The 22,737-nt window shown below is 56.1% G+C and carries 20 protein-coding genes and 3 tRNA genes; 1 reads left to right on the top strand and 22 read right to left on the bottom strand.

Features of this window, described 5'->3' with window-relative positions; translation table 11 throughout:
* Positions 1 to 89 precede the first annotated feature (89 nt).
* The 22 genes from gmhB to I6L38_RS20820 all read right to left on the bottom strand — a co-directional run bounded on the left by gmhB (position 90) and on the right by I6L38_RS20820 (position 21,494).
* On the bottom strand, positions 90 to 632 hold the full coding sequence (gene gmhB / locus I6L38_RS20925; protein ID WP_026141499.1) for a D-glycero-beta-D-manno-heptose 1,7-bisphosphate 7-phosphatase: 543 nt from the start codon (positions 630 to 632) through the stop codon (positions 90 to 92).
* 113 nt (positions 633 to 745) lie between these two features.
* Positions 746 to 1,930, bottom strand: coding sequence for an elongation factor Tu (gene tuf, locus I6L38_RS20920; protein ID WP_005306325.1), 1,185 nt, complete (start codon positions 1,928 to 1,930; stop codon positions 746 to 748).
* Between the two features lie 54 nt (positions 1,931 to 1,984).
* Positions 1,985 to 4,090 carry an elongation factor G gene (gene fusA, locus I6L38_RS20915; protein ID WP_005306261.1) on the bottom strand — a complete coding sequence of 702 codons (2,106 nt, stop codon included), beginning with the start codon at positions 4,088 to 4,090 and terminating at the stop codon, positions 1,985 to 1,987.
* A 75-nt stretch (positions 4,091 to 4,165) separates the two neighbouring features.
* Positions 4,166 to 4,636, bottom strand: coding sequence for a 30S ribosomal protein S7 (gene rpsG / locus I6L38_RS20910; protein ID WP_005306266.1), 471 nt, complete (start codon positions 4,634 to 4,636; stop codon positions 4,166 to 4,168).
* Between the two features lie 93 nt (positions 4,637 to 4,729).
* Complete coding sequence (gene rpsL / locus I6L38_RS20905) at positions 4,730 to 5,104, bottom strand: 30S ribosomal protein S12 (protein WP_005306278.1); 375 nt, start codon at positions 5,102 to 5,104, stop codon at positions 4,730 to 4,732.
* A gap of 183 nt (positions 5,105 to 5,287) precedes the next feature.
* A complete protein-coding gene (gene tusB / locus I6L38_RS20900) occupies positions 5,288 to 5,566 on the bottom strand; it encodes a sulfurtransferase complex subunit TusB (RefSeq protein ID WP_017765119.1) in 279 nt (92 codons plus the stop codon).
* 7 nt (positions 5,567 to 5,573) lie between these two features.
* Positions 5,574 to 5,930 (bottom strand): sulfurtransferase complex subunit TusC, encoded by a 357-nt coding sequence (gene tusC, locus I6L38_RS20895; RefSeq protein WP_139399502.1) that lies wholly within the window; start codon positions 5,928 to 5,930, stop codon positions 5,574 to 5,576.
* A gap of 9 nt (positions 5,931 to 5,939) precedes the next feature.
* Complete coding sequence (tusD, locus tag I6L38_RS20890) at positions 5,940 to 6,332, bottom strand: sulfurtransferase complex subunit TusD (RefSeq protein WP_017765117.1); 393 nt, start codon at positions 6,330 to 6,332, stop codon at positions 5,940 to 5,942.
* 86 nt (positions 6,333 to 6,418) lie between these two features.
* Positions 6,419 to 6,799: a RidA family protein gene (locus I6L38_RS20885; RefSeq protein WP_005306289.1), complete on the bottom strand. Its 381-nt coding sequence runs from the start codon at positions 6,797 to 6,799 to the stop codon at positions 6,419 to 6,421.
* 25 nt (positions 6,800 to 6,824) lie between these two features.
* Positions 6,825 to 7,541: a transcriptional regulator gene (locus tag I6L38_RS20880; protein ID WP_005306294.1), complete on the bottom strand. Its 717-nt coding sequence runs from the start codon at positions 7,539 to 7,541 to the stop codon at positions 6,825 to 6,827.
* Between the two features lie 197 nt (positions 7,542 to 7,738).
* Complete coding sequence (gene rpoC, locus I6L38_RS20875; protein WP_005306298.1) at positions 7,739 to 12,043, bottom strand: DNA-directed RNA polymerase subunit beta'; 4,305 nt, start codon at positions 12,041 to 12,043, stop codon at positions 7,739 to 7,741.
* 80 nt (positions 12,044 to 12,123) lie between these two features.
* On the bottom strand, positions 12,124 to 16,152 hold the full coding sequence (gene rpoB, locus I6L38_RS20870) for a DNA-directed RNA polymerase subunit beta (protein ID WP_010635847.1): 4,029 nt from the start codon (positions 16,150 to 16,152) through the stop codon (positions 12,124 to 12,126).
* A 224-nt stretch (positions 16,153 to 16,376) separates the two neighbouring features.
* Positions 16,377 to 16,742 (bottom strand): 50S ribosomal protein L7/L12, encoded by a 366-nt coding sequence (gene rplL, locus I6L38_RS20865; protein ID WP_005306304.1) that lies wholly within the window; start codon positions 16,740 to 16,742, stop codon positions 16,377 to 16,379.
* A 51-nt stretch (positions 16,743 to 16,793) separates the two neighbouring features.
* Complete coding sequence (rplJ, locus tag I6L38_RS20860; protein WP_005306307.1) at positions 16,794 to 17,294, bottom strand: 50S ribosomal protein L10; 501 nt, start codon at positions 17,292 to 17,294, stop codon at positions 16,794 to 16,796.
* Positions 17,295 to 17,550: 256 nt separating this feature from the next.
* On the bottom strand, positions 17,551 to 18,252 hold the full coding sequence (rplA, locus tag I6L38_RS20855; RefSeq protein WP_005306309.1) for a 50S ribosomal protein L1: 702 nt from the start codon (positions 18,250 to 18,252) through the stop codon (positions 17,551 to 17,553).
* 4 nt (positions 18,253 to 18,256) lie between these two features.
* A complete protein-coding gene (gene rplK, locus I6L38_RS20850) occupies positions 18,257 to 18,685 on the bottom strand; it encodes a 50S ribosomal protein L11 (RefSeq protein WP_005306313.1) in 429 nt (142 codons plus the stop codon).
* Positions 18,686 to 18,818: 133 nt separating this feature from the next.
* Positions 18,819 to 19,370, bottom strand: a complete 552-nt coding sequence (gene nusG / locus I6L38_RS20845) for a transcription termination/antitermination protein NusG (RefSeq protein WP_005306318.1) — start codon at positions 19,368 to 19,370, stop codon at positions 18,819 to 18,821.
* Positions 19,371 to 19,379: 9 nt separating this feature from the next.
* Positions 19,380 to 19,751, bottom strand: a complete 372-nt coding sequence (gene secE, locus I6L38_RS20840; RefSeq protein ID WP_005306322.1) for a preprotein translocase subunit SecE — start codon at positions 19,749 to 19,751, stop codon at positions 19,380 to 19,382.
* A 60-nt stretch (positions 19,752 to 19,811) separates the two neighbouring features.
* Positions 19,812 to 19,888: transfer RNA gene (locus I6L38_RS20835), tRNA-Trp, on the bottom strand.
* 53 nt (positions 19,889 to 19,941) lie between these two features.
* On the bottom strand, positions 19,942 to 21,126 hold the full coding sequence (tuf, locus tag I6L38_RS20830) for an elongation factor Tu (RefSeq protein ID WP_005306325.1): 1,185 nt from the start codon (positions 21,124 to 21,126) through the stop codon (positions 19,942 to 19,944).
* A 170-nt stretch (positions 21,127 to 21,296) separates the two neighbouring features.
* Positions 21,297 to 21,371: transfer RNA gene (locus I6L38_RS20825), tRNA-Gly, on the bottom strand.
* A 38-nt stretch (positions 21,372 to 21,409) separates the two neighbouring features.
* A tRNA-Tyr gene (locus tag I6L38_RS20820) sits at positions 21,410 to 21,494 on the bottom strand.
* A gap of 262 nt (positions 21,495 to 21,756) precedes the next feature.
* Here I6L38_RS20820 and coaA point away from each other — a divergent pair.
* Entirely contained in the window at positions 21,757 to 22,695 is a 939-nt protein-coding gene (gene coaA, locus I6L38_RS20815) for a type I pantothenate kinase (protein ID WP_005306328.1), read from the top strand.
* Positions 22,696 to 22,737: the final 42 nt, after the last annotated feature.

Raw genomic sequence — 22,737 nt, 5'->3', positions numbered from 1 at the left:
TCGTTCTGGCAAGAGGATAATTGCAAAAAGATGGCTTTCATCGTTCAACCGCTCACAAAGCCACCAAAAAGCATCTTAATCCAGCGAAATCAGCCTGCGACAGGTGCTGCAACGGCAAAATCATGCAGGTTGTCGTAGATGGCATCGGCCAGCTCAATCCCCGCATCAGTAATCGGCTTGCCTGTTCTGACCATGACCTTGTGACCGACCTTGGCATTGATGGCGGCTTTCAGGTCCGAAGGTTTGTCACCCACCATATAAGAGCGGCTCATGTCGATACTGAGCTCCCGCTGGGCAAGCAACAGCATACCCGGTTCGGGTTTCCGGCAGTCGCAGGGGGCACCGTGGTCCGGGTGATGGGGGCAGAAGTAGATACCATCGAGATCCACATCGCGATCGGCCAGGGACCAATCCATCCACTCGGTCAGGTTCATGAAGTCATCTTCAGTGAAGTAACCACGGGCGATGCCGGATTGGTTGGTCACCACGACCAGCAAATAGCCTTTTTTCTTCAGCAATTGCATGGCCTCAATCACCCCGGGCAGAAAATGGAAGTCATCAACCTGGCTGACATAACCCGTGTCCTTGTTGATGACACCATCGCGATCCAGAAAAATGGCGGGTTTACTCACAGCAGCTACCTCTATCAATAATTTCGCAAAAGTATCTCACAGGCCATTTAAAGCCCCAAAAATAAAAGGGGTGGCCGAAGCCACCCCTTTCATGTGTGCATATAAAGTATCGATTAAGCGATAACTTTAGCTACAACACCAGCACCTACGGTACGGCCACCTTCACGGATGGCGAAACGCAGGCCGTCGTCCATCGCGATCGGCGCAATCAGGGTAACAACCATCTTGATGTTGTCGCCCGGCATGACCATCTCTACGCCTTCCGGCAGTTCGATGGTACCGGTCACGTCGGTAGTACGGAAGTAGAACTGCGGACGGTAGCCTTTGAAGAACGGGGTGTGACGACCACCTTCTTCTTTGGACAGTACGTACACTTCAGATTCGAACTTGGTGTGCGGCTTGATGGTGCCCGGCTTGGCCAGTACCTGACCACGCTCTACGTCTTCACGCTTCACGCCACGCAGCAGCGCGCCAACGTTCTCACCTGCACGACCTTCGTCCAGCAGTTTGCGGAACATTTCAACGCCGGTACAGGTGGTCTTGGTGGTATCTTTGATACCAACGATTTCCACTTCTTCACCAACTTTAACGATACCGCGCTCTACACGACCAGTTACTACGGTACCACGGCCTGCGATGGAGAATACGTCTTCGATCGGCATCAGGAACGGCTGGTCAATTGCGCGCTCCGGCTCCGGAATGTAGGTGTCCAGGTGGCCAGCCAGTTCCAGGATCTTCTCTTCCCACTGAGCTTCGCCTTCCAGCGCTTTCAGTGCGGAACCACGTACCACCGGCAGGTCATCACCCGGGAAGTCGTACTCGGACAGCAGTTCGCGAACTTCCATCTCGACCAGTTCCAGCAGCTCTTCGTCATCTACCATGTCGCACTTGTTCATGAACACGATGATGTACGGAACGCCTACCTGACGACCCAGCAGGATGTGCTCACGAGTCTGCGGCATCGGGCCGTCAGTCGCTGCTACTACCAGGATCGCGCCGTCCATCTGGGCAGCACCGGTGATCATGTTTTTAACGTAGTCGGCGTGACCCGGGCAGTCTACGTGGGCGTAGTGACGGGTAGCGGTGTCGTATTCTACGTGGGAGGTGTTGATGGTGATACCACGCTCACGCTCTTCCGGCGCCTTGTCGATCTGGTCGAAGGCGAAAGCTTTACCACCGAAGTGCTTGGCCAGCACGTTGGTGATGGCGGCGGTCAGGGTGGTTTTACCGTGGTCAACGTGGCCGATGGTGCCGACGTTTACGTGCGGTTTATTACGCTCAAATTTTTCTTTAGACACGACGTAGTCCTTCTAGGTTAAACCCGCCTACCGTCGTAGGCGGGGAATCTTAAATTACTTGGATTTGCGCTCTTCGATCACGGCCTGGGCGACGTTAGTCGGAGCATCGTGATACTTGGCGAATTCCATGGCGTAGGAAGCACGACCCTGGGTAGCAGAACGCAGGGAGGTGGCGTAACCGAACATTTCGGCCAGCGGCACCAGAGCACGTACGATCTTGCCGGACGGGCCATCTTCCATGCCTTCGATCAGGCCGCGACGACGGTTCAGGTCACCGATAACGTCGCCCATGTAGTCTTCCGGAGTCTCGACTTCGACCTTCATGATCGGCTCGAGCAGTACCGGGTTGGCCTTCATGAAGCCAGCCTTGAACGCCAGAGAAGCAGCGATCTTGAACGCCAGTTCGGAAGAGTCGACATCGTGGTAAGAACCGAAGTGCAGACGCACGCCCAGATCCATTACCGGATAACCTGCCAGCGGGCCGGACTTCAGCTGCTCGCGGATACCCTTGTCAACACCCGGGATGAATTCGCCCGGAATGACGCCACCCTTGATGTCATTGACGAACTCGTAGGCTTTGCCTTCTTCCAGCGGGTACATGTCGATAACGACGTGACCGTACTGACCACGACCACCGGACTGCTTGGCGTGCTTACCTTCGATATCCTTGACGGTGTTACGAATGGTTTCACGGTAGGCAACCTGCGGCTTACCTACGTTCGCTTCTACTTTGAACTCGCGACGCATACGGTCAACGATGATGTCCAGGTGCAGCTCACCCATACCGGCGATGATGGTTTGACCAGACTCTTCGTCGGTCCATACGCGGAAGGACGGATCTTCCTGAGCCAGACGGCCCAGAGCCAGACCCATCTTCTCCTGGTCGGCCTTGGATTTCGGCTCAACGGCGATGGAGATTACCGGCTCCGGGAATTCCATACGCTCCAGGATGATCGGTGCGTTCTCGTCACACAGGGTATCACCGGTGGTGACGTCCTTCAGGCCGATGGCAGCAGCGATGTCGCCTGCGCGAACTTCTTTGATCTCTTCACGCTTGTTGGCGTGCATCTGAACGATACGGCCAAAACGCTCGCGCTTCTCTTTAACGGAGTTCAGCACGGAGTCACCGGAGTTAACCACACCGGAGTAAACGCGGAAGAAGGTCAGGTTGCCCACGAACGGGTCGGTAGCAATCTTGAACGCCAGAGCAGAGAACGGCTCGTCATCGGAAGCGTGACGCTCGTCTTTGGTCTCGCCATCCAGCTTCAGACCGTCGATCGCAGCAACGTCGGTCGGCGCCGGCAGATACTCGATCACGGCATCCAGCATGGCCTGTACGCCCTTGTTCTTGAACGCGGAGCCACAGGTAACCAGGATGATTTCGTTGTTCAGAACGCGCTGACGAAGAGCTTTCTTGATCTCTTCCTCGGTCAGTTCTTCACCACCCAGGTATTTTTCCATCAGGTCTTCAGACGCTTCAGCAGCGGCTTCAACCAGGTTCATGCGCATTTCTTGCGCCTGTTCCAGCAGCTCGGCCGGCACGTCTTCGTAATCGAAGGAAACGCCCTGGTCAGCTTCGCTCCAGTTGATGGCTTTCATCTTGACCAGATCGATAACGCCCTTGAAGTTCTCTTCTGAACCGATGTTCAGTTGCAGCGGAACCGGGTTACCTTTCAGACGGGTCTTGATGTGCTCAACGCAGCGCAGGAAGTTGGCACCGGTACGGTCCATCTTGTTGACGAACGCGATACGGGGAACCTTGTACTTGTTAGCCTGACGCCATACGGTCTCAGACTGGGGCTGTACGCCACCTACGGCACAGTACACCATCACGGCGCCATCCAGAACACGCATGGAGCGCTCTACTTCGATAGTAAAGTCAACGTGGCCCGGGGTATCGATGATGTTGATACGGTGCGGTTGGAACTGTTTACCCATACCGGACCAGAAAGCGGTGGTCGCGGCGGAGGTGATGGTGATACCACGCTCTTGTTCCTGTTCCATCCAGTCCATGGTGGCAGCGCCATCGTGAACTTCACCGATCTTGTGACTTACACCGGTGTAAAACAGAACGCGCTCGGTAGTAGTAGTCTTACCGGCGTCGATGTGAGCGGAGATACCGATATTACGATAACGCTCAATGGGGGTTGTACGAGCCATTGTCATCCTCTTACTAGGGCACTTGTCCCCAGATAATTGAAGGTGCGCAGAGCCAAAAGACCCTGCGCAAGCGGATTACCAGCGGAAGTGAGCGAAGGCCTTGTTCGCTTCAGCCATACGGTGAACGTCTTCACGTTTCTTGACAGACGAACCCTTATTGTCAGCGGCATCCAGCAGCTCGCCAGCCAAACGCTGAGCCATTGATTTTTCACCACGTTTACGAGCGGCATCAACCAACCAGCGCATTGCCAGGGCATTGCGACGAACCGGACGAACTTCTACCGGTACCTGATAGGTTGCACCACCGACACGACGAGATTTAACCTCGACGGCCGGACGAATGTTGTCCAGGGCTTCTTCGAATACGGCCAGGTGCTCTTTGCCAGTCTTGGTGGCAATGATGTCCAGCGCGCCATATACGATGGCTTCGGAAACAGATTTCTTACCGTCAACCATTACTACGTTGACGAATTTAGCCAGCAGCTCTGATCCGAACTTGGGATCCGGCAGGATTTTACGCTGACCAACAACACGACGTCTTGGCATTTCAAATTCTCCGTAACTTCAGGGGTTACCCAAAACTAGAAAGTTATCTAACTAGAAACGAATTAACGTTTGGCCTTACTTAACGGAGAACCATTAAGCTTTCGGACGCTTCACGCCGTACTTGGAGCGAGCCTGCTTACGGTCTTTAACACCGGCACAGTCCAACGCACCACGAACGGTGTGGTAACGAACACCTGGCAAGTCTTTTACACGACCGCCACGGATCAGAACAACAGAGTGCTCTTGCAGGTTATGACCTTCACCGCCGATGTAGGAGGTGACTTCGAAGCCGTTGGTCAGACGTACACGGCACACTTTACGCAGTGCAGAGTTAGGCTTCTTCGGGGTGGTGGTGTATACACGAGTGCACACGCCACGCTTCTGAGGGCACGCTTCCAGCGCCGGCACGTTGCTTTTTACAACGAGCTTGATGCGTGGCTTGCGAACCAACTGGTTAATAGTTGCCATCAAAAGGCTCCTGATAATGACTTCATAAACATGTGAAAAATCCTCCCCGCAGATACGGGGACGCGAAATTTTATGCCCTGTTGTCAAGGGAGTCAAGATTTATACAATCCGTGTCGGGAAAGGCACGGCAGAATGTGTGTAAAGGAACGGTAAGTCACTGAAATTATTTTATAAAAACAGTTTCTAGCCACCCCAGGTCTGCGGTGAGCCTTTTTCGGCGATCAGCGCGACCAGGTCGGCCATCTCCAGATCCATCCCGATCCGTGACTGCAACCCCCTCGCCTGCAGGTCCTCCCGCATCACGTAGAGCGGCACGCCTGTCAGCCGCTCGATCCACAACGGGGCCGTTGCCGCGACGACGGCGTCCTGCATCAACACCAACACATCGTCCGGCTGGCGATAGGCCAGTGCCTGCTCCAGCTCCCGGCTCTGGAAGGGAGACGTCAATATTAGCTGTATCATGACTACCTCAAAAACAGATGTGGGTGCTGCAGTCGCCCCATTGGCGACGAATGTCGGATCGGGAGAGACCGGTCACCGGGATCAGCAGATCCTCGGGGGTCAGCCCCCGTTCCGCCAGCGAGTCGGTACACACATAGACCTCTTCGATGTCGTACAGCTCGAGCATCTTGAAGGTCGGCGCATAATGACGCTGCAAGATGGTCTGCGGCTGCTGGTCCTTGAGCAATTGCAGCACGCCGTCCTCGATGAGAAACAGCGCCAGCGACTCCGTCATGGCAGACGTGGCCAGCAGGGCGTCGAGACCTTCCCGGCCAGCCGCAGTACCATGAGGCCCGCGCCGGCAAATGAACGCTATCTTGTGCATGCTTCCCCCCTAGAACTGGACAAAGCGATCGGCGGTCAGGCTGGCTTCCGCCAGCTGGCCCAACCCGCTCAGGCAAAAGGGCGCTTCCAGATTGAACTGCGCTCTGCCCATCCCCTTGGCTTCCTGCTCATCCAGTACACCACGACGCATGGCCGCCGCCACGCACACGTCGATACGGATTCCCTGCTGGATGGCGAGCTCGCGCCACAGAGCGACTAGGTTGCTCTCATCGGAGGCGGGAGCATGCAGACCATTGCCGTTGCAGACCCCATCCTGATAGAAAAACAGGTGAGACAGTCGATGACCCTGTTCGATGACACTCAGGGCAAAGCGATAGGCCGTACTGGCCGACTGGGTACCATAGGCCGGCCCCGTCACCAGCAAGGCGAAATTGAGACTCATATCCGGACTCCTGCGCATGTATCAGCCCATTCTACGCCAAATACGAAAAAGCCCCTCCTGGGAGGGGCTCTTCGTACCGCCTTGGATCAGACGTAAGCGATGGCTTCGACTTCAACCAGCACGTCCTTGGGCAGGCGCGCCACTTCCACGCAGGAGCGGGCCGGGGCCGATTCACCGAAGTAACGGGCATAAACCTGGTTGAAGGCAACAAAGTTGTTCATGTCGCTGAGGAAACAGGTGGTCTTCAGCACCTTGCTGGTGTCGGCACCCGCTGCCTTCAATACTGCAACCAGGTTCTTCATCACCTGCTCGGCCTGAGCCTCGATGCCGCCAGCCACGATCTCCATGGTGGCCGGATCGAGCGGGATCTGCCCTGAGGTGAAGACCAGCTCGCCCAGTTTGGTGGCCTGAACATATGGACCAATTGCGGCAGGAGCCTTGTCGGTTGCAATAACTTCTTTAGCCATTCTTGTCTATCCCCTTCTATGGCGCTTATTCGTTTTCGTCTTCACCCTGCTTGCGCTGTCGGATGTACAGATAAACGGTGTGTTTGGAAATATTCAGTTTGTCGGCGACCAGGTTGATCGAGTCCTTGATATCAAATATGCCCTTCTCGAACAACTGGGTCACGATAAACCTGTTTTTGGCATTGTTGGCAACGGTCGGATCGCGGTTGATTTCGTCGATGGTATTGTCCACCGTCTGGGCAACCAGCTCTTCCACACTGTTGGCAAAGGTCTCCGGCGACTGACGCTCGACTTGTTGCGGCGTCGGGAAGAATTCGGCGACAAACTCGTGAAAAGGCGCATTGATGTGCAGGTTGATGCAGATAAGGCCGATCACCTGCTTGTCGCTGTTCCTGATGGCGATGGTACTCGACTTCATCAGGGCACCGGTGCGGCTGCGAGCAAAATAGCTCTGGGTGTAATCCTGGCCGGTATTCTCTATGTCCTTGAGCATACGCAGCGCCAGATCGGTAATGGGGGCCCCCTCATTACGTCCCGTATTGAACCCGTTGGCAATCTTGATCACGGACTCGTGCAGATTTTCCAGGGAGTGGAGCACCACTTCACAGTGCTTGCCGAACAGCTCAGCCAAGCCGTCGATAAGCCCATCGTATGAGCGCAACAATTCCCTGTCTTCGTCTGTAAAAGTGCGACCGATCAGTTGCTCTTCGGGAAGCATCACTTCCTCGATACCGACAGTCATGTTCTACCCCTGTAATACCCATTCAACTTTCCCGAGTTTTCAGTTGCGAGGGTTCAATGTCAACTTTTTTTGATTTTTTACTCCGCAACCTTGCTCTGGATCATCCGAATATCCGCGTGGCATCAGGCTTTGCCGAGAAAACAGCCAATAAAAAGGGCCCCATAAAGGGGCCCTTTTTCAATCACTGCAGCAAAAGATTACTCTTCGTCAAAGCTGCCGGCTGCGTTGAGCAGATCCGCCAGGTTTTGCTGAGCTTCATCGGCAGTCACCTGCGGTGCGGCAACGGCACGAGCGGCTGCGGCACGCTGGTTGATCCGGCTGTGGTGGTAGGCAAAGCCGGTACCAGCCGGGATCAGACGACCCACGATCACGTTCTCTTTCAGGCCACGCAGTTCGTCGCGCTTGCCGCCAACGGCAGCTTCGGTCAGAACGCGGGTGGTTTCCTGGAAGGAAGCCGCGGAGATGAAGGACTCGGTGCTCAGAGATGCCTTGGTAATACCCATCAGGATGTGACGGTAGGTGGCCGGGGTCTTGCCCTCAGCAACCAGCTTACGGTTGGCAATCTTCACGCGAGCCACTTCAACCTGTTCGCCTTCGATCAGGTCGGTGTCGCCAGCAGTCAGGATCTCGCACTTGCGCAGCATCTGACGAACGATGACTTCGATGTGCTTGTCGTTGATCTTAACGCCTTGCAGACGGTAAACGTCCTGCACTTCGTTGGCGATGTAGTTGGCGACCGGGCTGATACCGCGCAGACGCAGGATGTCGTGAGCAGACTCAGGACCGTCCGCCAGCACTTCACCCTTCTCAACTTTTTCACCTTCGAACACGTTCAGGTTACGCCACTTCGGAATCATCTCCTCGTAGACGTCGCCACCATCGGTCGGGGTGATGACCAGACGGCGTTTGCCCTTGGTCTCTTTCCCGAAGGAGATGGTACCGGAGATCTCGGCCAGGATGGCCGGCTCTTTCGGTTGACGTGCTTCGAACAGATCCGCAACGCGCGGCAGACCACCGGTGATGTCCTTGGTACCGCCGGACTCTTGCGGGATACGCGCTACCGCGTCACCCACGCCCACGTTGGCACCATCTTCCAGGTTCACGATCGCCTTGCCCGGCAGGAAGTACTGGGCGGCTACATCGGTACCCGGGATCATCACATCCTTGCCGTTCAGGTCGACCAGTTTCACGGTCGGACGCATCTCTTTACCGGCGCTCGGGCGTTCGTTGACGTCCAGCACGACGATGGAGGAGAGACCGGTCAGCTCGTCGGTCTGACGAGTAATGGTCACGCCGTCGATCATGTGTTCGAAGTGCAGGCGACCCGCCACTTCGGTGATGATCGGGTGAGTGTGCGGATCCCAGTTGGCGACGGTTTCACCGGCGCTCACGGCCTGGCCATCCTTCACTTCCAGCACGGCACCGTAAGGCAGCTTGTGGCTTTCCTTGGTACGGCCCATCTCGTCCATGATGGTCAGTTCGGTAGAACGAGAGGTGATAACCAGTTTGTCGTCGCTGTTGTGAACGAACTTGGCGTTCTGCAGCTTGATGCTACCGGTATTCTTGACCTGGATGCTGCTCTCGGCAGCGGCACGGGATGCGGCACCACCGATGTGGAAGGTACGCATCGTCAGCTGGGTACCCGGTTCACCGATGGACTGGGCGGCGATAACACCGACAGCCTCACCCTTGTTAACCAGGTGACCACGGGCCAGATCACGGCCGTAGCAGTGAGCACAGTTACCGAAGTCGGTCTCACAGGTGATGGCAGAACGTACCTTCACGCGGTCGACGGAGTTGCGCTCCAGCAGGTCACACAGCTGCTCGTCGAGCAGGGTGTTGCGTGCTACCAGCACTTCATCTTCGGTACCCGGCTTGATCACGTCATCGGCAACCACACGGCCCAGCACGCGCTCACGCAGCGGCTCGACCACGTCGCCACCCTCGATCAGCGGAGTCATCCACAGACCTTCGGTAGTGCCGCAATCGTCCTCGGTGATCACCATGTCCTGTGCCACGTCTACCAGACGACGAGTCAGGTAACCGGAGTTCGCAGTCTTCAGTGCGGTATCCGCCAGACCCTTACGAGCACCGTGAGTGGAGATGAAGTACTGCAGTACGTTCAGACCTTCGCGGAAGTTCGCAACGATCGGCGTCTCGATGATGGAGCCATCCGGCTTGGCCATCAGGCCACGCATACCGGCCAGCTGACGAATCTGGGCTGCGGAACCCCGCGCACCGGAGTCGGCCATCATGAAGATGCTGTTGAACGAGGCCTGCTCTTCTTCTTCACCCAGCGAGTTGACGTTACGCTCTTTGGACAAGTTCTCCATCATGGCCTTGGATACACGCTCGTTGGCGCTGGCCCAGATATCGATAACCTTGTTGTAACGTTCGCCCGCGGTCACCAGACCGGACAGGAACTGGTCCTGGATCTCGGCAACTTCGGCTTCGGCAGAAGCGATGATGTCCTTCTTGGCATCCGGGATGACCATGTCATCGATACCAACGGACGCACCGGACAGGGCCGCATAGTGGAAACCGGTATACATCAGCTGGTCAGCGAAGATAACGGTGTCCTTCAGGCCCTGCTTGCGATAGCAGGTGTTCAGCAGACGAGAGATCAGCTTCTTGCCCAGCGCCTTGTTGGAGACGCACTTGATCCAGTTCTGCGGGTTGGCATCCAGATCAGCCTGTTCGGCGGCAGTCAGCACCTTCGGCTCGTCGATCAGGGCGTATTCCATGCCTTTCGGCAGGATCAGGCTCAGGATCGCACGACCAACGGTGGTGTTCTTCATCTCGGTCTTGGCAACCAGTTCACCGGCTTCGTTCTTCACGTACTCGGTGATGCGGCACTTGACGCGCGCATGCAGGTCGGCCAGGCCGGCACGGTAGACCTTCTCGGCCTCTTTCGGACCGGACAGCACCATACCTTCGCCCTTGGCGGCGATACGGGCACGGGTCATGTAGTACAGACCCAAGACCACGTCCTGAGACGGAACGATGATCGGCTCACCGGAGGCAGGCGACAGGATGTTGTTGGTGGACATCATCAGGGCGCGCGCTTCCAGCTGGGCTTCCAGGGTCAGCGGTACGTGGACCGCCATCTGGTCACCGTCGAAGTCCGCGTTATAGGCGGCACAGACGAGCGGGTGCAGCTGGATGGCCTTGCCTTCGATCAGGGTCGGCTCGAACGCCTGGATACCCAGACGGTGCAGAGTCGGTGCACGGTTCAGCAGGACCGGGTGTTCGCGGATCACTTCGTCCAGGATGTCCCAGACGACAGCTTCTTCGCGCTCAACCATCTTCTTGGCGGCCTTGATGGTGGTCGCCAGGCCGCGGGTTTCCAGCTTGCCATAGATGAAGGGCTTGAACAGTTCCAGCGCCATCTTCTTCGGCAGACCGCACTGATGCAGGCGCAGGGTCGGACCTACGGTGATAACGGAACGACCGGAGTAGTCGACACGCTTACCGAGCAGGTTCTGACGGAAACGACCTTGCTTACCCTTGATCATGTCGGCCAGGGATTTCAGCGGGCGCTTGTTGGAGCCGGTAATGGCACGGCCACGACGACCGTTGTCCAGCAGGGCATCCACGGACTCTTGCAGCATGCGCTTTTCGTTGCGCACGATGATGTCCGGTGCAGCCAGATCCAGCAGACGCTTCAGACGGTTGTTACGGTTGATCACGCGACGGTACAGATCGTTCAGATCGGAGGTCGCGAAACGGCCGCCGTCCAGCGGTACCAGGGGACGCAGGTCCGGCGGCAGCACAGGCAGCACTGTCATGATCATCCACTCCGGCTTGTTGCCGGACTGCAGGAAGGCTTCCATCAGCTTCAGACGCTTGGTGGTCTTCTTGCGTTTGGTCTCGGAGTTGGTCTGATCCAGCTCTTCGCGCATGGTGCGCACTTCGCCTTCCAGATCGATGGCGCGCAGCAATGCCAGGATTGCTTCGGCACCCATCTTGGCGTCGAATTCGTCGCCCCACTCTTCCAGTGCGTCCAGGTACTGCTCTTCGGACAGCATCTGGCTGCGCTCGAGGTTGGTCATGCCGGGTTCGATCACTACATAGGATTCGAAATACAGCACGCGCTCGATGTCACGCAGGGTCATGTCCAGCAGCAGGCCGATACGGGACGGCAGGGACTTCAGGAACCAGATGTGGGCAGTCGGGCTGGCCAGCTCGATGTGGCCCATGCGCTCACGACGGACCTTGGTCTGGGTCACTTCTACGCCGCACTTCTCACAGATCACACCACGGTGTTTCAGGCGCTTGTACTTGCCGCACAGACACTCGTAGTCCTTCACCGGTCCGAAGATACGGGCGCAGAACAGACCATCACGCTCCGGCTTGAAAGTCCGGTAGTTGATGGTCTCAGGCTTTTTGACCTCACCGAATGACCAGGAGCGGATCATGTCAGGAGAGGCCAGACCGATCTTGATACTGTCAAACTCTTCGGTCTTGGTCTGAGCCTTCAAAAACTTGAGTAAGTCTTTCACGTGTTTCCCCTGTCAGGAGTCTAACCTCGGCGCCCCTCTCGGGGCGCCCACGTCAATTCTCGAACAATAAGAGCGAGCTCTTACTCTTCGTCCAGCTCGATGTTGATACCCAGAGAGCGGATTTCCTTCAGCAATACGTTGAAGGATTCGGGCATGCCCGGCTCCATACGGTGGTCGCCATCCACGATGTTCTTGTACATCTTGGTACGGCCATTCACATCGTCAGACTTGACGGTCAGCATCTCCTGCAGGGTATATGCCGCACCGTAAGCCTCCAGGGCCCACACTTCCATCTCACCGAAACGCTGACCACCGAACTGCGCCTTACCACCCAGCGGCTGCTGGGTAACCAGGCTGTAGGAGCCGGTAGAACGCGCGTGCATCTTGTCGTCTACCAGGTGGTTCAGCTTCAGCATGTACATGTAACCCACGGTGACCTTACGCTCGAAGGCGTTACCGGTACGACCGTCGAACAGGGCGATCTGACCGGATTCCGGCAGGTCGGCCAGCTTCAGCAGGGCCTTGATTTCACGCTCTTTGGCGCCATCAAATACCGGCGTTGCCACCGGCAGACCCTTGCGCAGGTTACCGACCAGGGTACGTACGTCGTCGTCGGACAGCTCGGCCACGTTCACTTGCTGGGTGTCTTTCTCGCCCAGGTCATAGACCTGTTGCAGGAAGTCACGCATCTCGTGCAGTTCGCGCTGTTCCTTGACCATGCGGTCGATCTTCTCGCCGATACCCTTGGCCGCGAGGCCCAGGTGCACTTCGAGGATCTGACCGATGTTCATACGGGACGGTACGCCCAACGGGTTCAGAACGATGTCGACCGGGCGGCCGTACTCGTCATGGGGCATATCCTCGACCGGACAGATCTTGGAGATAACACCCTTGTTACCGTGACGACCCGCCATCTTGTCACCCGGCTGGATGCGACGCTTGACGGCCAGATAGACCTTGACGATCTTCAGTACGCCCGGCGCCAGGTCATCACCCTGGATGATCTTGCGACGCTTGTTCTCGAATTTCTTGTCGAACTCGGCCTTCAGCTCAACGTGCTGTTCAGCGATCTGTTCCAGCTCGATTTGCTTGGCTTCATCTTCGATGGCCAGTTCAAACCACTTGGAGCGATCGAGCTTGTTCAGACGGTCTTCGCTGTAACCGGCGGCCAGCAGCAGGTTGCGGGAGCGGCCGAAAATGCCGTCTTCCAGGATCTTGAACTCTTCGGTCAAGTCCTTCTTCGCTTCCTTCAGCTGCATCTCTTCGATTTCTTTGGCGCGCTTGTCTTTTTCCACGCCATCGCGGGTAAAGACCTGCACGTCAACCACGGTACCGTACACACCGTTCGGCACACGCAGGGAAGAGTCCTTCACGTCGGACGCCTTCTCACCGAAGATGGCGCGCAGCAGCTTCTCTTCCGGAGTCAGCTGGGTTTCACCTTTCGGGGTCACCTTGCCGACCAGAATGTCGCCGCCCTTCACTTCGGCACCCACGTAGACGATACCGGACTCGTCCAGCTTGGACAGAGCGGCTTCACCCACGTTCGGAATGTCGGCAGTGATCTCTTCCGGACCCAGCTTGGTGTCACGGGAGATACAGGCCAGTTCCTGGATATGAATGGTGGTCAGGCGGTCTTCCTGAACAACACGCTCGTTCACCAGGATCGAGTCTTCGAAGTTGTAACCGTTCCACGGCATGAACGCGACGCGCAGGTTCTGACCCAGCGCCAGTTCACCCAGATCGGTGGACGGGCCGTCAGCCAGTACGTCGCCCGCCATTACCGGCTCGCCCAACATCACGCACGGACGCTGGTTGATACAGGTGTTCTGGTTGGAACGGGTGTATTTGGTCAGGCTGTAGATGTCGATGCCGGCTTCGCCAGGCAGCAGCTCATCTTCGTTGACCTTGATAACGATACGGGAGGCATCGACGTAGTCGATCATGCCGCCACGCTTGGCCACTACGGTAACACCGGAGTCAACGGCCACTGCGCGTTCCATACCGGTACCAACCAGCGGCTTGTCGGCGCGCAGAGTCGGTACAGCCTGACGTTGCATGTTTGAACCCATCAATGCGCGGTTCGCGTCATCGTGTTCCAGGAACGGGATCAGGGCCGCTGCCACAGAGACGATCTGTTGCGGGCTCACGTCCATATACTGGATCTGGTCGGCGTTCATAAAGGTGGATTCACCTTTGTGACGGCACGGGATCAATTCATCTTTCAGACGGCCATCTTCGGTGGTCGCGGCGTTAGCCTGTGCGATCACGTACTTGCCTTCTTCAATAGCAGACAGATAGTCCACTTCGTCGGTGATCACACCGTCAATGACCTTGCGGTACGGGGTCTCGAGGAAACCGTACTCGTTGGTACGAGAGTACACGGACAAGGAGTTGATCAGACCGATGTTCGGACCTTCAGGAGTCTCGATGGGGCACAGACGACCGTAGTGGGTCGGGTGTACGTCTCGAACTTCAAAGCCGGCACGCTCACGAGTCAAACCGCCCGGGCCCAGCGCGGAGATACGGCGCTTGTGGGTTACTTCGGACAGCGGGTTGTTCTGGTCCATGAACTGGGACAGCTGGCTGGAACCAAAGAACTCTTTGACTGCGGCGGAGATCGGCTTGGCGTTGATCAGATCCTGCGGCATCAGGGTATCCAGGTCGCCCAGGGAGAGACGCTCCTTGACCGCACGCTCGACACGCACCAGACCGACACGGAACTGGTTCTCGGCCATTTCACCGACAGAACGGATACGACGGTTGCCCAGGTGGTCGATATCGTCCACTTCGTCGTTACCGTTACGGATGTCGATCAGGCGCTTCATCACATCGACAATATCGTCTTTGGTCAGGGTGCCCACGCCGGTCTCGTCTTCACGAGCCAGACGGCGGTTGAACTTCATCCGACCTACGGTAGACAGGTCGTAACGCTCGGAAGAGAAGAACAGGTTCTCGAACAGCTGCTCTGCGGCTTCGCGAGTCGGCGGCTCACCCGGACGCATCATGCGATAGATCTCGACCAGGGCTTCCAGGCGGCTGGAGCTGGAGTCGATACGCAGGGTCTCGGACATGTAGGCACCGTGGTCCAGTTCGTTGGTGAACAGAACCTCGAAATGCTTGAAGCCGGCTTGGGAGAGGTTGGCTACCGCTTCCAGGCTCAGCGCCTGGTTGGCAGTCACTACCATCTCGCCAGTTTGCGGATGTGCGTAGTCCTTGGCAGCAACTTTGCCAACAACATACTCAACCGGTACCTCAATCTGGGTAACGGAATCTTTTTCCAACTGACGGATGTGACGCGCAGTCACTCGACGACCGGTCTCAACCACCACGGCGCCATTGGCCACGATGTCAAAGGTCGCAGTTTCACCACGCAGGCGCTCCGGCACCAGATCCATCATCAGCTTGCCATCTTTGACTTCGAAACCGATGGTCTCGAAGAAGGTGGCCAGAATCTGTTCGGAACTGAAATCCAGGGCACGCAGAATAATGGATGCCGGCAGTTTGCGACGACGGTCGATACGGACAAACAGGTTGTCTTTCGCATCGAACTCGAAGTCCAGCCAGGAGCCACGGTAGGGAATAACGCGCGCGTTATACAGCACCTTACCGGATGAATGTGTTTTGCCTTTATCGTGGTCGAAGAAGACGCCCGGGCTGCGGTGCAGCTGGGAGACGATTACCCGCTCGGTACCATTGATGACAAAGGTGCCGTTCTCGGTCATGAGCGGAATTTCGCCCATGTATACTTCTTGTTCCTTGATGTCTTTGACGGTGCCGGCAGCTGCTTCACGGTCGTACAGAACCATACGAAGCTTGACACGCAGCGGCGCGGAGTAGGTCACTCCACGGATCTGGCATTCTTTTACGTCAAATACCGGCTCACCCAGGCGATAGCTGACATACTGAAGCTCAGCACTACCGGAGTAACTGGTGATCGGGAAAACGCTACGGAAAGCGGCCTCTAGGCCATATTCACCTTCCGGGTCAGCCTCGATGAACTGCTTGAAGGAGTCCAGCTGAATGGACAACAGATAAGGCGTGTCCAGTACCTGGTCTCGCTTACCGAAGTCCTTACGAATGCGTTTTTTTTCGGTATAAGAGTAAACCATAGGGTTCCTCAGCTCGCTGATAAGTGACCCACTCTGTCCCACGGGACAGCTCTGTCTCAACACCGTTTTGTGTTGGCCCGGACGAAAGAAAACAGTCCGGATTGCTGGTGCACCGAGAGTCGTAAACGGTGTGAAATGCTCTCAGTCTACAGCGCAAAAAGGCTGGTGAACAAAAATTCACCAGCCCTAGCCTGTTTTATCAGGCTAATCTACATAAATGCAGATTATTTGATCTCAACAGAAGCACCGGCAGCTTCCAGCTCTTTCTTCAGAGCTTCAGCTTCGTCCTTGGACACGCCTTCCTTCAGGTTAGCCGGGGCAGCTTCTACCAGATCTTTGGCTTCTTTCAGGCCCAGACCGGTAGCGCCACGAACGGCTTTGATAACGGCAACTTTGTTGGCGCCAGCAGCAGTCAGAACTACGTCGAACTCGGTCTTCTCTTCTACTGCTTCAGCAGCAGCCGGGCCGGCCATTACGGCAGCAGCGGCAGAAACACCGAACTTCTCTTCCATAGCTTCGATCAGCTCAACAACTTCCATTACGGACATGGAAGCAACGGCTTCGATGATTTGGTCTTTAGTGATAGACATGACAAAAATTCCTGATGTTGAATAAACTCAAACAGCCTAGATAGGCGAGAATCAAGCAGCAGCTTGTTTCTGGTCGCGAACAGCAGCGATAGTACGAACCAGCTTGCCAGCAGAGGCTTCCTTCATGGTAGCCATCAGCTTCGCAATTGCTTCTTCGTAAGTCGGCAGCGTGGCCAGACGATCAATTTGTGCTGCGGCGATAAACTCACCGTTAAAAGCGCCAGCCTTGATTTCGAACTTTTGGTTCGCTTTGGCAAACTCTTTGAACAGACGAGCGGCAGCGCCCGGGTGTTCGTTAGAGAAAGCAATCAAGGTAGGACCGGTAAATGCGTCGTTCAGGCACTCGTATTCGGTACCTTCTACCGCGCGACGCAGCAGGGTGTTACGCACAACGCGCATGTACACACCAGCTTCACGAGCGGTTTTACGCAGGACGGTCATCTTGTCTACAGTCACGCCGCGAGAATCGGCAATCACTGCAGAAAGAGCGCCTTTGGCAGCTTCGTTGACTTCAGCAACAATTGCCTTTTTGTCTTCGAGTCCCAATGCCATTGGCTTAACTCCTGGATTGAATCCGGGTCAATTGACCCAGTACTGACACATCCCCCCTACCTTTACAACAGAGGGGAACGATGCGGTAGCAGGATTCCAGAAGAGAAAGAATCTTTCTCGCTGGGTTTCCGGCACCGTCTACGCAGGAAGTATTAAGGCCTAGCGGCCTCCTGCGGTCTTGGACGGAGGTCGAAGCCCCCAACCAATCAAGGCGCAAAATTATAGATTAAATTTTGCGCCTTGTAAAATCCATCAATTAGGCCTGAGCTTCCAGAGTAGCTTGGTCTACGGCAACACCGGCACCCATAGTGGTGGAGATGCTTACCTTCTTGATGTACTGACCCTTGGCGGAGGACGGCTTGGCCTTTTTCAAGGCAACCAGCAGAGCTTCCAAGTTCTCTTTCAACTGAACTTCGTTGAAGGAAACTTTGCCCAGGGTAGTGTGAATGATACCGTTCTTGTCGTTACGGTAACGAACCTGACCAGCCTTGGCGTTCTTGACGGCTTCGGCTACGTTCGGGGTTACAGTACCAACTTTCGGGTTCGGCATCAGGCCGCGCGGGCCCAAGATTTGACCCAGTTGACCAACAACGCGCATGGCATCCGGGGATGCGATCACGACGTCGAAGTTCATCTCGCCTTTCTTGACCAGATCGGCCAGGTCATCCATGCCAACCAGCTCAGCACCGGCAGCTTTGGCAGCTTCGGCGTTGGCACCTTGGGTGAACACGGCTACGCGTACATCACGACCGGTACCGTGCGGCAGTACAGTAGCACCACGTACGTTCTGGTCAGATTTACGAGCATCGATACCCAGGTTAACGGCAACGTCAACGCTTTCAACGAACTTGGCGGTAGCCAGTTCTTTCAGCAGGGCAATGGCTTCGTTGATGGAGTACTCTTTGGTACCGTCAACTTTTTCGCGAATAACGCGCATACGCTTGGACAGTTTAGCCATTGTCTTACTCCTCCACTACCAGGCCCATGGAACGAGCGGAGCCGGCGATGCAACGTACTTTTGCATCCAGATCGGCACCGGTCATATCCGGCTCTTTGGTCTTGGCGATTTCTTGCAGCTGGGCAACAGTCACCTTACCAACCTTGTCTTTGTTCGGCTTGGCAGAACCAGACTGGATACCAGCGGCTTTCTTCAGCAGGAAGGAAGCGGGCGGAGTCTTGGTTTCGAAGGTGAAGGAACGGTCGCTGTAAACGGTGATCACGACCGGAGTCGGAGAACCTTTTTCCAGCTTCTCTGTACGAGCGTTGAACGCTTTACAGAATTCCATGATGTTAACACCGTGCTGACCCAGAGCAGGACCAACGGGAGGGCTGGGGTTAGCACTGCCAGCCTTAACTTGCAGCTTGATATAAGCTGTGACTTTCTTAGCCATTACAAAAATACCTCAGAAATGGGTTCTAACGCCTCGGAGACATGCTCCTGCAAACGGCTCCCCAACTAATAAAGGGGCAGCGAATTATAATGACATTCGCTGCCCCTGACAACCGTTAACGAACAGAGTTTAATCAGCCTTTTTCGACTTGACCAAAATCCAGCTCGACCGGAGTAGAACGGCCGAAGATCAGTACGGAGACCTTCACGCGGCTCTTTTCGTAGTCCACCTCTTCAACGGTACCGTTAAAATCGGCGAACGGACCATCGGCAACCCGCACCATCTCACCCGGTTCAAACAGGGTTTTCGGACGCGGCTTGTCGTGGGCATCTTGCAGACGATTGAGGATGGCATCCGCTTCCTTATCGGAGATAGGAGCAGGACGATCAGAGGTGCCACCGATGAAGCCCATGACGCGCGGTACGTTGCGTACCAGGTGCCATGTGGTTTCATCCATGATCATCTGCACCAGGACGTAGCCCGGGAAAAACTTGCGCTCACTCTTGCGCTTCTGGCCAGCACGCATCTCGACCACTTCTTCGGTCGGGACCAGCACTTCACCGAACATGTCTTCCATGCCATGCATCTTGATATGTTCACGCAGGGATTTGGCGACACGGCCTTCATAGCCGGAAAACGCCTGCACGACATACCATCTCATACGCTGTTCACGTTGTTCAGTCATGGCTTATCCTTACACACCGGTAATCAGGTTGACCAACCAGACCAGGGCACCGTCCAGAACGAACAGCAGCAGCCCCATCACGGCAGTCACCGCCAGCACAATCAGGGTTGTCTGAATGGCTTCCTGACGGGTCGGCCATACGACCTTGCGTACTTCCAGGCGAGACTCACGGGCAAATGCCAGTGTTGCCTTTCCCTTGGTGGTTTGCAGGGCTACTGCACCGGCAGCAGCAATGACAACGACCACACCCAGGGCGCGGACGGCAGCGACAACATCGTTGAGCAGGTAATTACCCACTACAGCGGCCGCCAGGATAATGAAAACCAGGCCCCAAAGCAGGGTATCCTTGCTTCCGCCCTGGCTCTCAGAACTAACACTCATACAACCCACCTGTATCTGACGTAACCAAAGACACAAAAGCCCCGTACGAGACGAGGTATATGGCAGGGGCGGCAGGACTCGAACCCGCAACCATCGGTTTTGGAGACCGCTGTTCTACCAATTCGAACTACGCCCCTGCATAAGAAAGCCCCTATTATAGGGGCTTTGCTTTATTTATGTAAGCCAAAGATTAAGCGATAACTTTAGCTACAACACCAGCACCTACGGTACGGCCACCTTCACGGATGGCGAAACGCAGGCCGTCGTCCATCGCGATCGGCGCAATCAGGGTAACAACCATCTTGATGTTGTCGCCCGGCATTACCATCTCTACGCCTTCCGGCAGTTCGATGGTACCGGTCACGTCGGTTGTACGGAAGTAGAACTGCGGACGGTAGCCTTTGAAGAACGGGGTGTGACGACCACCTTCTTCTTTGGACAGTACGTACACTTCAGATTCGAACTTGGTGTGCGGCTTGATGGTGCCCGGCTTGGCCAGTACCTGACCACGCTCTACGTCTTCACGCTTCACGCCACGCAGCAGCGCGCCAACGTTCTCACCTGCGCGACCTTCGTCCAGCAGTTTGCGGAACATTTCAACGCCGGTACAGGTGGTCTTGGTGGTATCTTTGATACCAACGATTTCCACTTCTTCACCAACTTTAACGATACCGCGCTCTACACGACCAGTTACTACGGTACCACGGCCTGCGATGGAGAATACGTCTTCGATCGGCATCAGGAACGGCTGGTCGATTGCGCGCTCCGGCTCCGGAATGTAGGTGTCCAGGTGGCCAGCCAGTTCCAGGATCTTCTCTTCCCACTGAGCTTCGCCTTCCAGCGCTTTCAGTGCGGAACCACGTACCACCGGCAGGTCATCACCCGGGAAGTCGTACTCGGACAGCAGTTCGCGAACTTCCATCTCGACCAGTTCCAGCAGCTCTTCGTCATCTACCATGTCGCACTTGTTCATGAACACGATGATGTACGGAACGCCTACCTGACGACCCAGCAGGATGTGCTCACGAGTCTGCGGCATCGGGCCGTCAGTCGCTGCTACTACCAGGATCGCGCCGTCCATCTGGGCAGCACCGGTGATCATGTTTTTAACGTAGTCGGCGTGACCCGGGCAGTCTACGTGGGCGTAGTGACGGGTAGCGGTGTCGTATTCTACGTGGGAGGTGTTGATGGTGATACCACGCTCACGCTCTTCCGGCGCCTTGTCGATCTGGTCGAAGGCGAAAGCTTTACCACCGAAGTGCTTGGCCAGCACGTTGGTGATGGCGGCGGTCAGGGTGGTTTTACCGTGGTCAACGTGGCCGATGGTACCCACGTTAACGTGCGGTTTATTACGCTCAAATTTTTCTTTAGACATGATCGTCCCTCTAAACTAACGCTGAGTACGCGGTGGCAAGCTAACCACAGAACAGTTTATATGATGGATTTGAATCTGGTAGGGAAGAGAGGCTGGTGCTGACAGGCTGGTTCGATTGCCGAACTCACCCTAGGGTGTGACTCTGCTATCGCCTGAGCCAATCAGCATCTTGGAGCGGGCAGCGGGAATCGAACCCGCATCATCAGCTTGGAAGGCTGAGGTAATAGCCATTATACGATGCCCGCATTTCTCTAACCCAAAGAACTCAAACCGCAGAGAAATATGGTGGAGGGAGAAGGATTCGAACCTTCGAAGGCAGAGCCGTCAGATTTACAGTCTGATCCCTTTGGCCGCTCGGGAACCCCTCCGTTACGTCAATGTCACAACGGTAATTCTGCTTGCACCCGTTGATTTGTCGCTTTTGCTGGGCAAATAGACGACAGACATCTAAGCGTCGCGCATTTTATGGTAAGGATTTTGGGGATGCAACCATTGCGCCTTGCAAAATGTGCATTATTGCCAGGAACCAGGCAAAAAAGGACTCACTCTCCGCTCGAAACCGTCGCTTCTCTTGTCGCTCCCGCCCCCCTTGGTGTATGGTCGCCCTGCCCAAGAAACAGTGACGACACCATGACGACAGAGCATAACCCCTATCTGCAATTCACCCGCGAACAATGGGCGTTATTGCGCGACTCGGTCCCTTTGACCCTGACCGAGCACGATCTGCAGACCCTGCGCGGGATCAACGAGAAGGTGTCATTGCAGGAGGTGGAAGAGATCTATCTGCCCCTCTCCCGTCTGCTCAATCTCTACGTCAAGGCCAAGCAGCGCCGCAGCCGGGTGCTGGAACAGTTCCTCGGTCAGTCTCGCGGCAAGGGCACCTACATCATCAGCATCGCCGGCAGTGTGGCAGGCGGCAAGAGCACCACGGCGCGCATCATGCAGGCGCTGCTGGAGCGCTGGCCGGAGCACCCGCGGGTGGAGCTGGTCACCACCGACGGCTTTCTCTACCCCAACAAGGTGCTGGAAGAGCGCGGCCTGATGCGCCGCAAGGGGTTCCCGGAGTCCTACGACATCCGCCATCTGGTGGAGTTTGTCGCCAACATCCGCGCCGGCCACGAGAAAGTCGAGGCCCCCGTTTACTCCCATCTCATCTACGACATCATTCCGGATGAGAAGAAGGTGGTGGAGCAGCCGGACATCCTGATCCTGGAAGGGCTCAATGTGCTGCAAAGCGGCATGGACTACCCGCAGGATCCGCACCGCGTCTTCGTATCGGACTTCGTCGACTTCTCCATCTATGTGGATGCCGACGCCGAACTGCTGCGCACCTGGTATATCGAGCGTTTCCTCAAGTTTCGCAGCGGCGCCTTCTCGGATCCGGACTCCTACTTCCACCACTACGCCAAGCTGGCCGAGAGCGAGGCGACCAAGATCGCCAGCAACATCTGGCAAGATATCAACTATCTGAATTTGAAAGAGAACATCCTGCCTACCCGGGAGCGGGCCAACCTGATCCTGACCAAGGGCAACGAGCACGCCATCGAGCAGATCAAGCTGCGCAAGTAACGGCGGCAGCTCACGCATCAATGAAGAGGGGGCCCGCAGGCC

This window comes from Aeromonas sp. FDAARGOS 1408 (genome assembly GCF_019048665.1).
GTDB classification, from domain to species: Bacteria; Pseudomonadota; Gammaproteobacteria; order Enterobacterales; family Aeromonadaceae; genus Aeromonas; species Aeromonas dhakensis.
This window is presented reverse-complemented; position numbering and strand designations above follow the sequence as displayed.